Source organism: Ruoffia tabacinasalis, from assembly GCF_005864045.1.
GTDB lineage: Bacteria > Bacillota > Bacilli > Lactobacillales > Aerococcaceae > Ruoffia > Ruoffia tabacinasalis.
In genome coordinates this window covers 1-15,450 of the sequence record NZ_VBSP01000024.1, presented here as the reverse complement: position 1 = coordinate 15,450, position 15,450 = coordinate 1, and the positions used below count along the sequence as shown (strand labels likewise).

Genomic DNA, 15,450 nt, shown 5'->3' with positions numbered 1-15,450 from the left:
GCTTATCCTCCTTCCGTTATGCGTATACGCGGATCCAATATCCCATAAAGAATATCAACGATGAGCATAATCGCAATAAACAATGCTGAATATATAAATGAGATACCCATTACAATATTAAAGTCATTTGATTGAATTGCTTGGACAAGTAGTTGACCTAATCCTGGGATTGAAAAAATTTGTTCAACAACCATTGACCCTGTCATTAATCCAACTATTAGTGGTGCTAATACAGTTAATATTGGAATACTTGCATTTCGAAAGACGTGCTTATAAAGCAACCTAAAACCAGTAACTCCCTTACTTTCAGCCAGTTGGATATAATCCGATTGAAGCACTTCTATCATTTCAGTTCGTGTGAATCGAGCAATTGACGCCATAGTAAATAAACTTAAGGCCACTACCGGTAACACCATGCTCATCCCTTTATCTTGTAGATTAAATAAAATTGGGAAAACTTGCCATTGAAAACCAAAATAATACGATAATCCTAAAGCAAAAACATAGGAAGGTACACTCACACCTACAACTGAAAGTATTGTAGCAAGCGTATCCCAAAATGTATTTTGATTAAAAGCAGCAATCGTCCCAAATATAAGTCCAATCACCGTTCCTACAATAACCGCCCAAAAACCCAATTCAAATGAAATTGGCAATCGTGATTGTAATAGAGTTGTAACAGGTACATCACGAGAAATTGAATAGGATACACCTAAGTCTCCAGTTAGCATATTCTTCACATAATTAAAAAATTGAATAATGATTGGTTTATCTAGTCCATAACGAATATTCATTAATTCTCTTTGCTCAGCAGTGATACGTTCATCGTTGAATGGAGAACCGGGCATAAATTGTAGCAACATAAATAATAAAAAGACGATTAGTAATAAAGTTGCTAACGAAATGAATATGCGCCGAATTAAATACTTACTCATAGTACAAAAATCCTTTCCTAAATATCTCTTAATTTAGTCGAATGAAAACAAGCAAAGTCAGAAATGAATCATTCAAATCAAAGCGACACATTGGTCTTCTTTAATTGAATAAATAAATTCATTCTGACTTTCTTATCTTAATTACTTAATTTAGTAAGCTGATATTATTTAGTTTGCAGTCTTTTCTGCGTATTTGAAGATACGCGGCGTTCCAGTTGTATAGAATCCAATTTGATCAACATTTGATTTTACTAAAACTGCAGAGGCAGCTTGATAAATTGGTAAAACTCCCCCTTCAGATAGAGCTAGTTTTTCCATTTCAATCATTTTATCGAAACGAGCTTCTTGATCTAGAACTAAATCACCTGTTTGAATTGCTTCGTATCCTGCATCAAACTCTTCATTAGAATATCGTTGGTCATTGTAACTACTATCTGTTACTAATAGTTGTAAGTAAGTTGTTGGATCTGCGTAGTCTGGTCCCCAACGAGTTAAACCAAGATCAAAGTCTCCTTCACGCATGCGATCCAGACGATTTTTCTTAGGTGTTTGTTCGATTTGAATGTCAACGCCTGGTAGATTTGTTTCGATTTGCGCTTCTAATGACTGAGCCACATTAATTGATGATTCTGTATCTTCAATAAGTAAACCAATCTCAAATGTATCTACACCTAAAGCTTCTTTGGCAGCTTCTAAGTGAGCCTGAGCTTCTTCAACATTTGATACCATTAAATCGCGTCCCGCTGCTTCACGATAGTCTGTCCCATCTGGTCCCTCTGCTAATAGTTGTGGCACAAAGTAGCCTGCAGGTAATGACCCATCTTTTAAGACGTTAGTTGCGATTACTTCACGATCAAATGCTTTCCCTAAAGCTAAGCGTAAATCTTGGTTAGCGATATTTTCACTTAATTGATTAGGAGAAATAAACCACATATAACCTTGTTCAACAGAACGGAATTCTGGATCTGCTGAGAATAATTGTACTTGTTCACCCGTAATATTAGTTACATCTAATTGGTCTGTTTGGTAAGCCAACACTGATTGTTGTGAATCTTTAATAACTTGGAATCGAATTCCTTCTAAAGAAATATTATCAACATCATAATAGTCAGTATTCTTAGTTAAATCTGTTGTTGCTCCTGCTGGAGTATAGCCCGAAAGAATGAACGCACCATTTGAAATTGTTGTTTCTGGTGATGTTGCAAATTGCCCATTTGTTGATTCATAAAACTCTTGGTTAATTGGGAATAATGGTGTAAATGCTAGTAAACTTAAAAAGTACGGTGTTGGTCGATCTAACGTTACTTCTAACGTATAATCGTCAATTGCCACTATACCTAATTCTGATTTATCTACATCACCTGCTGTTACTGCCGCAGCGTTATTAACTCCTGCTGTATCTAGAATAAATGAATATTCTGCCGCAGTTTCTGGGTCAACAAGACGTTGCCATCCGAACACAAAGTCATGTGCTGTTACGGGAGTTCCATTTGACCAAACGGCATCTTCACGAAGTTTAAACGTATATACAGTTTCATCTTCATTAGTTTCGTAACTATCAGCTGCCGCTTCTACAAAGTTCCCCTCAGTATCACGAGTCATTAAACCTTCTTGGATTGCAGCAATTGCTTCCATTGAAGTCCCATCTGTAGCAATATTTGGATCAAGTGACGCAATTTCTACTTCAGTTTGTACACGTAATACATTCTCATCTTGCGCACTAACACTTACTGCTGGTAGAATGACCGCGAAAGTTAAAACTAAAGCAACCAACCACTGTACTAATTTCCTAGCATTTGTTTTCATTTCTTTCCTCCTAAGGATACTCTGACTATACGCATCTTAATTTATTATTAATTATAATTATAAATATTTCGAAGTAATTGTCAACGCTTTTATGAGTTTTCAATTAAAATAATTAGTTTAAGTTAATAAAATACCACTTTAGATATGGTTTTTTATCTGATTTATTAGATAGTATTTAATAGTGATTATTTATTCTATTCCAAAACAAAAAAACTCCTACAATAACGCCATTATAGATGGTTGTTATTCTAGAAGTTTTATAAATTTTGATTTTAACAAATAGTTACTTGATTAATTTTTAATTAGTCCATTTTGACAATTGCGTCTTGATTTTCATTCATTTCATATTGATCAAGCGCTCGCATGCTAGAAAGTGGCCAATGAATATAATCTGCCTCTCCGATAATATCTTCGGCGTCGATGAAGCCAAATGCCCGTCCGTCAAGTGAATTGCGACGGTTGTCTCCCATTACGAAGACTTGCCCTTCCGGTACGGTCGCCGATCCAGTAATTTCTTCTAATTGGAAATCACCCGTAAAGTTTCCTAAGACATCTGCGCGCATGTCGTCTAAATATGGTTCATTCATTTGCACGCCATTTAATATTAATTGGTCATCTTGATAAGCGATCGTGTCCCCAGGTACGCCAATCACGCGTTTAATATATAAACTTTGCGGTTCGTCTGAAGTAATCGGTCCCCCAGGTGCTGGGAATACGACCACATCAAAGCGCTCAATATCGTTTAATTTCATCATAAACATTTTCTCGCCGTCATGTAATGTGTATTCCATGGATCTTCCGTCCACGATGAACGGTTCCATAACATACGCATAAAATACTTTAATTCCTAGAAATATCACTGCAACCCAGATAAGCGTACTGATTATTTCTCTGATAATACCTTTAAAAGTCATCTTTTACCTCAATCTACTTAATCTTTACTATCCATTACAGTATCGATAGCTAACACAACCGCAATCACCATAACTGGATCAACTTCTTCAGCATCGATATTAAATTCAAATGTATCGCTCATAGCAAAGTATTTTTTCTTTATTTGAGCAATTAAATCTCCTTCTCGATCATAAATAATATAATCGTGCGCAAAGTAATCGCCTTTTATCGTCCAGCCAATTTGTTCAATATCAAATTGTGGTTTGAATAGCGTGATGCGTTTGCGAATACTTGCAACTTCTTGACCTCGGACAAAGACGTCCACTTGTGGCATGAGTGATAATACTTTCTGTTTAACTAAAGCGACCTCTTCATTGGTCTCCATGTTAATGATGTGCAGTTTTCTACCAAGTGAAAGAAATTCTCCATCCACTTTATAAACCGGCTTCTGATTGCTATCGACAATATTAAAATCCTGTTTAAATGATAACATTTTTTGTTTCATGTATAATTGCATTGATATCACCCCTTGAGCCTTATTATAATCTTATTATATTTAATGTTCAATTGTATTTAAGAAAATGTTTTTACTATAAAATGTATACTAATAAAAGCGGAGGGAATTATTTGTGAAACTAGCTCGTTATCAAGATGTATTAGACTTTTGGTTTGCCCCTGAAAATGCGGACTTATTATTTGAGAAAAATGATGATTTCGATTCCGAAATTAGACAGCGTTTTGGAAAAACTTGGGAAGCCGCATGTGCTGGCTTATTATGGGAGTGGCGTGATCATCTATACGGGCGACTCGCTGAAATTATTGTGCTCGACCAATTCTCGCGTAACCTATGCCGCGGTGATGCGAAAAGCTTCACCCAAGATGCGATGGCACTCGTCTTAGCTCAGGAATTATATCAACTACCTGAGTTTGATGAAGAATTCTCTGTTCAGGAAAAACACTTCGCAATGATGCCTTTTATGCATTCTGAATCTACTGAAATTCACGAGACAGCTTTACGCATCTTTACTGAAATTGGTGACGAGAATGCACTACACTATGAAAACTTACATAAAGATATCATTGACCGTTTCGGTCGCTACCCTCATCGGAATGATGTTCTAGGCCGCGAGACAACTCCGCAAGAAGCAGCGTTTCTGACTGAGCCTAATAGCAGTTTCTAATATAAAAAGTCCGCAGCGAATGTGCTGCGGACTTTTTTCTGGTTTGAATTGGGTTTTGGGTGTATTCGCCAGCTCACGGATTTGAGCTGGCGTAGTTGTGCTTGATTCGCTAGCTCAGAGATTTGAACTGGCGAAGTTACGTTTGATTCGCCAGCTCGGAGATTTGAACTGGCGAAGTTACGCTTGATTCGCTAGCTCACGATTCTGAGCTGGCGCAGTTGCACTTGATTCGCTAGCTCACGATTCTGAGCTGGCGCAGTTGCACATGATTCGCTAGCTCACTGATCTGAGCTGGCGAATCAACTCACTTTCATAAACATTTCCCCTTTAAATCTCTATTTCATAGTAAGTTTTATTTGTTTTCCCCACTTTCTTAAAGTTTTTCCCAAGTATGTCTCGGATTAAGGATCTTGACGCTGCGCTTGCGCCCATAAACTGGTACACATTTTCTGTTGTGACTATTTCACTGTTGTCAAAGAATACATAGCGCAATTGCCGTGCGGATCTGAGTATTGTTTCTGATTTTGCTTCTTTAAAATGACAGTGCCGGCATGTCACTTTTCTTAAAGTGATTTCTACATCAAATCGGTGACACGCTGGACAAGTAACGCCTTTATGGATAGTCGCAAAGTCTTCTATAGGCAAGCCTGTAGGCTGGAACGGATTTTCAATCGAATAGCGGTTCAAGACTTTTTGTATTCTATTCAAATATGCTGGTAACAGAGGTTTGGCAAGAAATTCGGTCTGCTTTTTCAAGAAGTTTCTAAATTGGTTGCGCTGTATAATTTCATAGTCAAATTCATAATCGAGTTTAACTTGGCAATGTTCATTGATGAAAATCATCGCACCGGTTACTTTAATATTTTCGGAGACTTCATTGGCAATTCGTGTTAGGCGCCGTACTTTGGTCGCCATGGCATTCATAAAATTATTTTCCATTAAATGCGCGTTAATGTAGCATTCGTGATTTCTATATTCAAATTCGCCATCAAAATTCTTCACTTCCATAACTAACCAGTGATTTTCTTTGATTAATAGAAAATCGGCTTGCATCGTGCTTTTGTAGTTAAACCAGTAGTCTGAAAGGACATGCCAACTATCATCGGCGTATTTTTCTAACCATTGAGCAACTTCTGATTCTCCGATATAGCCTTGTTTTAAAGACCAAAATCGACGTTTCTGTTCTTCAGCTAAATTTATTTGGCGTATAACCGACATTTCGAGTTGAATGAGTTCGGTATTTTTCTGCATTTTATCACCCCTATATATATACGTAAAAAAGGGCGATTTTCATTTTTATTTTAAAAATTAATCATCTAAATTTAAAGTGAGTGCGTTCATTGCGACAATAATTGTTGAAAGTGTCATTAAAATTGCACCGAGCGCGGGCGAAATAGTGATTCCGATAGGTGCCAAAAGACCCGCAGCCAATGGGATTGCAATGAAATTGTAGCCTGCTCCCCAAAGTAAGTTTTGGTTCATCTTGCTGTTTGTCTTGAAAGACAGTTCGATAAAGGATTCAATGTCGCCGGGTTCAGATTGGGTTAAGACAACGTCTGCGGAATCAATTGCCACTTGCGTTCCGGCTCCAATGGCGACTCCGACATCAGCCAATGCGAGTGACGGCGCATCATTCACACCATCTCCAACCATAATAACCGTCTTACCTTCAGACTGTAGACTTTTAATTAAATCATATTTGTCTTGCGGTGACTGGTTTGCACGGTAATCAATACCTAAAGTTTCTGCGACACCTTTGGCGGCATTTTCATTATCACCTGTTGCCATAATTGGCGTAATGCCTTTGTCTTTGAGAATTCTCATCAGTTCTTTACTCGTTTCTTTAAGCTCGTCACCTAGAGACACTGCGCCCAATGCTTCGCCATCTTTAGTTAAAATACTAATCGTTGCACCAGGTAAAATTTCAATATCAATCGACTTTCCATACACTTTTTGACTCACTAATTTATACTCTGTATCTTTATAAGTTCCCACAACTCCTTCACCAGAAACGACTTTTGTTGATGTGAAGTCAACGGGGTTTACATTTTCCTCAGAGGCATGTTCGATAATTGATTGAGCGATGGGGTGACTTGACCCGCCTTCAATTCCAGCCATGATAGCTAATAGCTCGTCTTCGTTATAGTCACTTGATAATGAATCAATCGCTAATACTTTAAATTCACCAGTAGTCAGCGTTCCTGTTTTATCGAGAATCATCGTGTCTGATTTTGTTGTTAATTCATAAACTTCACGGTCTTTCACAAGTAGTCCGCGTTTAGCACCTAAACTAGTACTTCGCGAAATCACAAGTGGAATCGCTAATCCTAGAGCATGCGGACAAGCAATAACAAGCGTGGTTACCGTATAAGAAATCGATGTTTGTAAATCAGCAATTACCCACCAAGCGACGAATGTCACTAATGCCACACCGAGCGCAATATAAAATAACCAACTCGCAACTTGATGTGCTCTGTTCTCTGCTCGAGACGGATTACCTTGAGCTTCTGTGACTAAACTTTGAACTTGAGAGAGGAATGATGAATCTCCAGTTTGGCTGACTTTAATAAATAACGTCCCTTGTCCATTAGTTGATCCTCCGATAGCTGTGTCGCCTTCAGATTTGTCAATCGGTTTGGATTCACCCGTCAGTAGCGCTTCATTCACTCGAGACGTTCCGCGAATGATTTCTCCATCAGCTGGAATGTTTTCGCCTGCTTGAACTCGGACAGTGTCGCCAACCTTTAATTCTGTTACCGGGCGCTGTTCAATCGAATCATCTTGTAAGACAACTTGTGCTTCTTTCGGAAGTAATTTTGCTAAAGAGGCTTGAGCATCTCCAGCATTACCTAAAGCAACCATCTCAATCCAATGTCCAAGCAACATAATAAGGATCAGCGATGCGAATTCGAAGTAAAAATCCATCAGATACTCGCCCGTAACATAGCGCATAATTACCGCATAGACACTATATAAATACGACACGCCAAGCCCTAAAGACACAAGCGCCATCATCCCTGGTGATTTCTCTTTAAACTCACCAACCGCACCTTGAAAGAACGGCTTCCCTCCATAGAAAATAAGGAATGTAGACAGCACGGTAGCTAAAATATCCGAATATGGAAAAGTGTATTGAAATGGAAACGGTATGTCCAAGCCCATCAGTGGAGAAATCCACATAATGATTAACCCAATCGGTAAAGATCTTAAGAAAATTTGTTTAAAATTCCCATGGTGGTGATGATGTCCGTGGCCACCGTGATCCATGTGCTCATGATGGTCGTGATGGTCATGCCCTCCGTGGTCATGATGATTGTGATGGTGTTGTTTATCCTTACTCATTCAATTCCCCTCCTAAATTTACTTGACACTCACATTGCCCAGACACACAGTCGCATGCCACAACGTCCAATGCCGTTTTCTTTTTCTCTTTTAAAATGCTCATTAATTCTTCAATATCACTTTGACTTAAAGGCGCGTTGGTTAACATATCTCCGATTACTTCCCCGGCTTTCTTATTACAAATACGAGCTAACATATCTGAAATAGATTCATCTAAACTGGCTTCTTCTGTCAGTTTAGCTGAGTAAATGTATTTGCGTCCCTCTTGTTCGGTATCCAAAGCGCCTTTTTCTACTAAACGGCTGATTAAAGTTTTAATTGTGCTAGCTTTCCAGTTCATTTTATCTTCTAATACTTGGATAATTTCGCGACTTGTCGCCTTGCCTTGAGCCCAGACGACTCGCATAATTTCCCATTCTGCATCGGTAATTTTTAACGTTGGTATTGCTTCTGTCAATAAAATATCTCCTTTCAAACTAAGTTTATGATTACGACTACAATTGTAGTCATTGTTTAAATTTTAGTTTACACATGTAACTCGTACAAGTCAACTTATATCCATTACATTTATATAAATTCCTCCGTTTATGATAAGATTAAAATATAACAGCGCTTTCATAAGGAGAGGTTCGTATTGAAAAAGCTGGGCTTGTCTCGTTTATTTGATTCCCACTTTTGAATTAATCACGGGCCTAATCTGTTTGTTGCTAAACATTCCGTTCCCTTTTTCACCCAATATCGCAGTCATATATTTTATGATAGCCAAACTCCTTTTTCTCTATTTAATGACATGACTTACTACATTCACAAGGACGTTCGATTCGGGATGTGTTTGATTTTCAAAGGGACCGTTTAGGTAAGGATCTCCTTTGGGGGGCTGCTTTTGATTTTTGTACACTTTATCCCATTTGCTGCCACATTAAATAGGGTCGCGTTTTTAATATTTGGAACTGATTATCTTAATCAGTTCCAAGTTATTTTTACAGGGCCTGAACTTATAATCTGTTAACTACACCTGTTTGGTTACGATGAATTGGCGCGATTGTCGCTTTGCTCTTTCCATTTATTAATGCGCCGATTAAAGAAATCATGTACCGAAGTTATGCGTAACCTGAGTTTACTGAAGGTTTTGGTAAACCTTGGGCAGGTATTGTCATTCCGTTGATTGGTTTCGGCTTATAACATTTTATGCTGGCGGCGAATTGGCAAGGGGCTTTAGTTTATATTGGTTCATTTTTCTTTTGAGGACTTGGTAGTGCTTAGATTTCCCATTGCCATCAAAGATTATTTCCCATCATTTTCGCGCATTTTGTTGTCCATTTGGGTTTTGCTGCAATGCCTCTTGTGCTTTTAATGTTAGATGTTTATTAAACAAAAAGAGAGCCCACGTCATTTTGTGAGCTCTCTTATTTTGTTATTCTTCTGCACCTATTTAATTGGTTAACATTTTCAACCAATGAACGATAAATGTAGCCACAGCCGCAAAGCCTAGAATAATTACCCAAGTCATCAATGTCAGTGGTTCTGTCCCTAAGACATTATTCATAAATGGTAAGTAAACTGCAACCAATTGTAAAGCGACACCTAAAGCCATGGCACCCACTAACAATTTATTATGGAATAGCGTGCGGTCCAAGCCGAAGGTTTTGAATTTACGAACATTAAAGATATGCATTAACTGAGCAATTGCCATATATGTAAAAGTCGCCGTTTGAGCATATTCTAAGGATACGTCTGTGAAATTATGGAATAGGAAGAATACCCCGAAAGCTCCTAAACCAATAAATATTCCACTTATAATAATTCGACTTAAGAATTGACGGTTGACCAACCCTTTTTCAGGATCACGTGGCGGATGATTCATCACATTATCTTCGGCTTCTTCGTAAGCTAAGGCAATGGCCGGTCCAATATCAATGAGTAAGTTAAGGAATAAAATGTGTAAAGGTTGAATTGGCATCGGTAATAGGAAGATAATTGTGAATAAAATTGACACAATTTCAACCATATTACAGGCGAATAGGAAAGATACAAATTTTTTTATGTTTTCAAATATGATTCGACCTTCACGCACGGCATCGACAATGGTTGAATAACGGTCATCCGTTAAAATCATATCAGACGCTTCTTTTGCGACTTCCGTTCCGCGAATTCCCATCGCGACACCGATATCAGCACCGTTCAAGGCAGGCGCATCATTTACACCGTCTCCAGTCATCGCAACGACTTCACCTTCATCTTGAAAAGCTCTAACGATTTGTAATTTGTTCTCAGGAGAGACGCGGGCAAAGACAGCTGTTTCTCTAATTCGGTTAATGAAGTCCGATGAATCATGCATTTCGTCAATTTCTTTACCAGTCATGGTGTTTTCCCAATTGTTAATCCCGATTTCTTTTGCAATCACTGACGCTGTTCGAGGGTGGTCACCGGTAATCATTTTCACAGTAATACCAGCCTCTTGCGTTTGTTTGATTGATTCGGCAACATCTTCTCTTGGTGGATCCATAATCCCGAACAAGCCATCAATCGTTAATATCTTACGATTATTATCAAACCAACCTTCGATGTCTTCTGTAATCTCATTGGCTTCATTCTCGTCTTCAACCGTATAGCTGGCTAGGCCGATGACACGGTTCCCTTCTTCAGTTAAAAGCTCGTTCCTCTCTGACCAAAATTCACTTTCTTCATCATCAATGTCTGTATATTCAGCTACTACATCTAGAGCACCCTTCATAATAAAACGGTAGATATTATCGGGCAGTTTATGGAAAGTAGCCATATATTTCTTCTCAGAATCGAAAGGAATTTCAGCTAGTTGCTCAAATTCAGTCTCTTTTAAAAATTCTGGTGACATACCAATTTTGTGTCCTAAGACAGTTAAAGCCCCATCCGTTGGGTCTCCTTCAATAGTATACTCGCCGTCATTTTCCGCTTCTTCATTCTCATTCACCTCGTCTTGCTTAACTAATTTTGCATCACTGGATAAAAAACCATTCGTAATCAGCTTCAGTAAATCTTGATCGTTGTCATTTAAAGCGTCTGTGTCATGAATATTCTCAGCTTCTACGTCAACAACTTCACCGTTGTATTTCACAGTACCTTTAGGTTCATAACCGTTTCCAGTAACTTCATATTTTTCATCATTTTTAATAATTAGATGTTCAACCATCATTTGGTTTTCCGTCAGGGTTCCGGTCTTGTCACTAGCAATAATCGACGTTGACCCTAGCGTTTCAACCGCGGATAGGTTTTTGACGAGCGCTTCATGTTCAGCCATCGTCGACATCCCGTTCGATAAGGTAATCGTTTCAACCGCTGGCATAGCTTCTGGAATCGCCGCTACTGCTAGAATAACTGCCACATGTAGCATTTCTGCCGTATCTTGGCCGTTAAGAATACCGATTAATAAAACTAAGCCTGCCGCAGCAAAGGCAACTATGATTAATGCTTTACCTAATTTGTCAATTTCTTTGTCTAATGGACTTTCTCGGTCTTGATCTTCATCTAACATCTCAGAAATTTGACCTACTTCAGTATCCATACCGATACCAGTTACAACAGCTTCGGCCTTACCGCGGGTTACTGCTGTACCGGAAAAGACCATATTTAATTGGTCACCGAGTGCTTCATCTTCTTCAAAGGTTGCATCAGCATCTTTATCGACCGCTTCAGACTCTCCGGTTAAGGCTGCTTCCATGACCGCAAAGTTATTGGCACTAATTAACCGCCCATCAGCCGCAATCGCATCCCCTTCCCCTAAGATTAGAATATCTCCGGGCACAAGTTCGGTCGAATCAATTTCAATCTCTTCACCGTTACGGCGTACTTTTGCTTTTGTATCCACCATTGATTGGAGGGCTTCAACCGATTTTTGCGCTCCGACCTCAACAAAATACCCTGTAAAGACAGATATAAAAACAGCTAATAAAATTGCTAGCGCTTCAACCCAATCGCCCATTATGACTGAGATAACAGCCGCAACACCTAGTAAGTAAACGATAATATTATTAAGATTCTCTAGAAAAATCTCCCATTTAGACTTTGTTTCTGATTCTTCTAATTTATTCTCACCGTGTTCTTCCCGATTTCCTTCGACTTGAGACTCATTCAAACCCTCTTCAACAGAAGTGTCGAATTCCTCAAGCACTTCCTCTAGTTTCCTCTTATATATTTCACTCATAGTAAACTCCTCTTGTTTATAAGATTCTTAAAATAGCATCCTTACTTTTTCATATTCTTAATATAACATTTAATTTAAAGAAATTAAATTTATTTGCCTTGCGAAAATATATTAAATAAGCTTGATATTACACTATTTTAAATAAATATTTCGATATAATTACACTTAAATTAAGTTGACAATAAGCTCATATTTTATACAAAAAAAGAACTGCCTCTTTAGACAATTCTCTAATAAATTTGCTTACCATTCTTCATGAAAGTTCTCGACGGCTTCTTTGTAGCGTTTGATGATTCGGTCTTTTTGCTTTAATAGCACTTTCAACCCACCTAGGAGTTCTTGGGATGTTTCGACCATATCCAAGTCTTCTTGTTGTTGCATGATTGCTTCATCAACGAGTTCATGAGGCACTTCGGCTTTTATTTCATTGAACACAGAAATAATCTGGTGCTTTAGACGTTCTTTCCGTTCAGGTTCCGCTGCTTTTATTTGCGGCACATGTTCTTTAACAAAACGGAAATCTAGTCTCCGAGTCATCTTCCCGTCTAAGACTCGGACATATTCTTTTTGAAAAGGGGTGATCCCAGGCGTTTGTCCGTGAATTTGGTACCAACCGTCATACATCGCCCAAACGCCGGGCTCAATTTCGGGTTGGAATTCTCGGCTAAGGATAAAGGTCGGATCGTCGCCCGTAATTTCTGCTACCCACCGTTTTTCATCGGCGGCTGAAGGTTGTAATTGTAAATATTGTGGTTTCAGTGTCGACATTCCTTTCCTACTCAACTTACTTATGTGCGAATTTGCCAATTGAATGTGGCTTTGAGTGGGTCTCTTTGTGTCACTTTCATACTAACCATTGACCCTTTTCGCATCCGGCGGGACTCACCAGTGAATTCATATACCCACTCACTTAAAGTCGGTTCATGTCCAAAGACGAGTAACGTCGCATCATCTTGAACGGTTTTTAATGCTTCTAAAAACTTTTCTATCTCTCCAGTATAGATAAATTCATGAATCCTTGGTTCCTCAAGCTTTAATTTGTCGGCGGCGAGTGCGGCAGTTTCTTGTGCTCGGTTAGCCGGACTTGACCAGCTGACAAAGTTCCGTTCTTTCAGTGGCCCGAGTTTTTCTTCGAGTTCGGGTAGTAGTTTTGCGTATTTTTCCTTCCCTTTATCAGTCAGGTGGCGGTCGATGTCAACGAGTCCTTCCCTGCGCTCTTCAGCTTTCGCGTGGCGAATGAATATCAGTTCCATGATTCTCTCTCCTTTTAACTATGCTTAAAAATTATCTCGCGCTATTCTTAATTCAATAAAAGTTTCTAAGTTTTCAGCTTGTAGGAACAAGTTAATATCTTTTTCTATTCCAATTGTCGAAGGTAAAGTCGGTTGATCTTTTGCTCTTTGTGCTTGTACTTCTTCTAAAGCTTTTGCAAATGACGGATCTGTTGGATCTGTCTCGTGAGCAAAACGTAAATTCGTTTCTGTATATTCGTGCGCTGCATAGACTTTGACCTCATTTGGTAAAGCTTTAAAGGTTTGAAGTGCATCATACTGAGCTTGATAATCCCCGGTGAATACACGTCCGCAACCGCCTGAGAACAATGCGTCCCCACAGAATAAGTCATCTCCCATTAAGTAACTGATATGCTCTTCGGTATGACCACCGCTTTTAAACACTTTAAAGGTTTTGTTCAATAATTCAAACTCATCGCCATCTTTGACAGTAACTTGGTTGAGGCTGGCAGTTTCTTTCGGTCCATAAACAGGTGTCTCTGGGTATTTTGCTAAGACATCTTTAACCCCACCAATATGGTCATCGTGTTTATGCGTTAAGATGATCGCAGCTAAGTCCAATGCTTCTTTGTCAAAATAATCTAAAACACCCGCTGACTCACCAGGATCGACAATAATTCCATCAGTTCCATTATCTATGACCCAAATATAGTTGTCAGAAAAGGCTTTTACTGGATTAATAATCATATCACTCACTCCTCTTTGCTTATATTTATCTTTATTCTAATCTTAGCAAAGTTTACAGAAATTTTCTTGTGATACTACTTGTGGGAGTTGGGAAAATGCAGACTTGAGACAAATGGCGGGGTGGTTTGGCTTGAGTTGAGTGAACTTGAGACTAACGAGATTGTCATTTGGCTTGAGTTGAGTGAACTTGAGACAAACGGGATTGTCATTTGGCTTGAGTTGGACGAACTCGAGACAAACGGGATTGTCATTTGGCTTGAGTTAGACGAACTTGAGACAAACGGGATTGTCATTTGGCTTGAGTTAGACGAACTTGAGACAAACGGGATTGTCATTTGGCTTGAGCTGGGTGAACTCGAGACAAACGGAGTTGTCATTTGGCTTGAGTTGAGTGAACTCGAGACAAACGGAGTTGTCATTTGGCTTGAGTTGGACGAACTCGAGACAAACGGAGTTGTCATTTGGCTTGAGCTGGGTGAACTCGAGACAAACGGAGTTGTTATACTGGTCCTATGAACGTGGACAATCTGAGCCACACTCATTTCATTCGTGAACTAAGTTTATTTCTGTCATAATAATCGTAGACTCAAAGGTATAAAGACTAAATATTTGTAGACAATCCGTCATACGTTGAAATTTTTAGTGAACCAAAAAGAAAGGTGAGTAATCATGGGAATATATAGTCCAGAAGTCGTCGAAATATTGAAGCAATCACCGTATATAGAAAATGTGAGTGAGCATGTAATTCAATATGGTGATGCATTTAAACAGGAGTTTTATTGTTTATCTCAACAAGGCCACAAACCCAAGGATATATTTTTATCATTGGGTCTTGACCCAGCGCTCCTCGGAAGTAATGTGATACGGAGTTTTGTAAGGAGCATGAAGGATTTCCAACCCAAATTAAATCAGGCAGGCCAACCAATCAGTATCACGCGATCATTGATTGAAAAGGATGAGGAAATTGAAAAACTAAAGTTTGAAGTGAAATTTCTAAAAAAAAAGCGGCTCATCGACTTGGGAATGTTTCCGAAAGAGAAGCCAAACGACACTACTTTAGACTGATTCAAGAGACATTTGAATCCCCAACTAACACGTGGACCATTGAAGCGCTCTGTCGTTTTTGTGGTGTA

General features: G+C 38.8%; 14 protein-coding genes. 3 read left to right on the top strand and 11 right to left on the bottom strand.

The genetic code is table 11. From position 1 onward, the window contains the following. Nucleotides 1-2 precede the first annotated feature (2 nt). The 4 genes from FEZ33_RS07420 to FEZ33_RS07405 form a co-directional block, all read right to left on the bottom strand. On the bottom strand, nt 3-935 hold the full coding sequence (locus FEZ33_RS07420; RefSeq protein WP_138404770.1) for an ABC transporter permease: 933 nt from the start codon (nt 933-935) through the stop codon (nt 3-5). Nucleotides 936-1,103: 168 nt separating this feature from the next. Continuing rightward, nucleotides 1,104-2,741, bottom strand: a complete 1,638-nt coding sequence (locus FEZ33_RS07415) for a peptide ABC transporter substrate-binding protein (RefSeq protein ID WP_138404769.1) — start codon at nt 2,739-2,741, stop codon at nt 1,104-1,106. Between the two features lie 302 nt (nt 2,742-3,043). Beyond that, nucleotides 3,044-3,655, bottom strand: a complete 612-nt coding sequence (gene lepB / locus FEZ33_RS07410; RefSeq protein ID WP_138404768.1) for a signal peptidase I — start codon at nt 3,653-3,655, stop codon at nt 3,044-3,046. Nucleotides 3,656-3,672: 17 nt separating this feature from the next. Then, a complete protein-coding gene (locus FEZ33_RS07405) occupies nt 3,673-4,152 on the bottom strand; it encodes an LURP-one-related/scramblase family protein (RefSeq protein WP_138404767.1) in 480 nt (159 codons plus the stop codon). Between the two features lie 112 nt (nt 4,153-4,264). Between FEZ33_RS07405 and FEZ33_RS07400 the strand changes: the two genes are divergently transcribed. Further along, nucleotides 4,265-4,816 carry a DUF924 family protein gene (locus tag FEZ33_RS07400; RefSeq protein WP_138404766.1) on the top strand — a complete coding sequence of 184 codons (552 nt, stop codon included), beginning with the start codon at nt 4,265-4,267 and terminating at the stop codon, nt 4,814-4,816. Nucleotides 4,817-5,143: 327 nt separating this feature from the next. On the opposite strand, the gene FEZ33_RS07395 is transcribed toward FEZ33_RS07400, so the two are convergent. The 7 genes from FEZ33_RS07395 to gloB form a co-directional block, all read right to left on the bottom strand. Next, nucleotides 5,144-6,067: a nuclease-related domain-containing protein gene (locus FEZ33_RS07395; RefSeq protein ID WP_138404765.1), complete on the bottom strand. Its 924-nt coding sequence runs from the start codon at nt 6,065-6,067 to the stop codon at nt 5,144-5,146. Nucleotides 6,068-6,124: 57 nt separating this feature from the next. Beyond that, a complete protein-coding gene (locus tag FEZ33_RS07390; protein WP_138404764.1) occupies nt 6,125-8,158 on the bottom strand; it encodes a copper-translocating P-type ATPase in 2,034 nt (677 codons plus the stop codon). After that, nucleotides 8,151-8,615: a CopY/TcrY family copper transport repressor gene (locus FEZ33_RS07385; RefSeq protein ID WP_268951515.1), complete on the bottom strand. Its 465-nt coding sequence runs from the start codon at nt 8,613-8,615 to the stop codon at nt 8,151-8,153. The genes FEZ33_RS07390 and FEZ33_RS07385 overlap by 8 nt, the downstream gene beginning before the upstream one ends. 975 nt (nt 8,616-9,590) lie before the next feature. Beyond that, nucleotides 9,591-12,338 carry a cation-translocating P-type ATPase gene (locus tag FEZ33_RS07380; RefSeq protein WP_138404763.1) on the bottom strand — a complete coding sequence of 916 codons (2,748 nt, stop codon included), beginning with the start codon at nt 12,336-12,338 and terminating at the stop codon, nt 9,591-9,593. Between the two features lie 243 nt (nt 12,339-12,581). Next, the gene (locus FEZ33_RS07375; protein WP_138404762.1) at nt 12,582-13,106 is read right to left on the bottom strand and encodes a hypothetical protein; all 525 of its coding nucleotides are present in this window, start codon (nt 13,104-13,106) and stop codon (nt 12,582-12,584) included. 20 nt (nt 13,107-13,126) lie between these two features. Beyond that, complete coding sequence (locus FEZ33_RS07370) at nt 13,127-13,591, bottom strand: SixA phosphatase family protein (protein WP_138404761.1); 465 nt, start codon at nt 13,589-13,591, stop codon at nt 13,127-13,129. A gap of 24 nt (nt 13,592-13,615) precedes the next feature. Then, the gene (gene gloB / locus FEZ33_RS07365) at nt 13,616-14,317 is read right to left on the bottom strand and encodes a hydroxyacylglutathione hydrolase (protein WP_138404760.1); all 702 of its coding nucleotides are present in this window, start codon (nt 14,315-14,317) and stop codon (nt 13,616-13,618) included. Nucleotides 14,318-14,452: 135 nt separating this feature from the next. Here gloB and FEZ33_RS07360 point away from each other — a divergent pair, with 135 nt between their 5' ends. Both FEZ33_RS07360 and FEZ33_RS07355 read left to right on the top strand, forming a co-directional pair. Continuing rightward, a complete protein-coding gene (locus tag FEZ33_RS07360) occupies nt 14,453-14,833 on the top strand; it encodes a hypothetical protein (protein ID WP_138404759.1) in 381 nt (126 codons plus the stop codon). A gap of 153 nt (nt 14,834-14,986) precedes the next feature. Beyond that, nucleotides 14,987-15,382 (top strand): HTH domain-containing protein, encoded by a 396-nt coding sequence (locus tag FEZ33_RS07355; RefSeq protein ID WP_138404758.1) that lies wholly within the window; start codon nt 14,987-14,989, stop codon nt 15,380-15,382. Nucleotides 15,383-15,450 lie beyond the last annotated feature (68 nt).

What these genes read in the sequence shown, in the direction of transcription:
- gloB (WP_138404760.1), bottom strand. Translation starts at nt 14,317, where the DNA reads ATGATTATTAATCCAGTAAAAGCCTTTTCTGACAACTATATTTGGGTC.
- FEZ33_RS07395 (WP_138404765.1), bottom strand. Translation starts at nt 6,067, where the DNA reads ATGCAGAAAAATACCGAACTCATTCAACTCGAAATGTCGGTTATACGC.
- FEZ33_RS07405 (WP_138404767.1), bottom strand. Translation starts at nt 4,152, where the DNA reads ATGCAATTATACATGAAACAAAAAATGTTATCATTTAAACAGGATTTT.
- FEZ33_RS07375 (WP_138404762.1), bottom strand. Translation starts at nt 13,106, where the DNA reads ATGTCGACACTGAAACCACAATATTTACAATTACAACCTTCAGCCGCC.
- FEZ33_RS07380 (WP_138404763.1), bottom strand. Translation starts at nt 12,338, where the DNA reads ATGAGTGAAATATATAAGAGGAAACTAGAGGAAGTGCTTGAGGAATTC.
- FEZ33_RS07370 (WP_138404761.1), bottom strand. Translation starts at nt 13,591, where the DNA reads ATGGAACTGATATTCATTCGCCACGCGAAAGCTGAAGAGCGCAGGGAA.
- FEZ33_RS07390 (WP_138404764.1), bottom strand. Translation starts at nt 8,158, where the DNA reads ATGAGTAAGGATAAACAACACCATCACAATCATCATGACCACGGAGGG.
- FEZ33_RS07420 (WP_138404770.1), bottom strand. Translation starts at nt 935, where the DNA reads ATGAGTAAGTATTTAATTCGGCGCATATTCATTTCGTTAGCAACTTTA.
- FEZ33_RS07415 (WP_138404769.1), bottom strand. Translation starts at nt 2,741, where the DNA reads ATGAAAACAAATGCTAGGAAATTAGTACAGTGGTTGGTTGCTTTAGTT.
- FEZ33_RS07355 (WP_138404758.1), top strand. Translation starts at nt 14,987, where the DNA reads ATGGGAATATATAGTCCAGAAGTCGTCGAAATATTGAAGCAATCACCG.
- lepB (WP_138404768.1), bottom strand. Translation starts at nt 3,655, where the DNA reads ATGACTTTTAAAGGTATTATCAGAGAAATAATCAGTACGCTTATCTGG.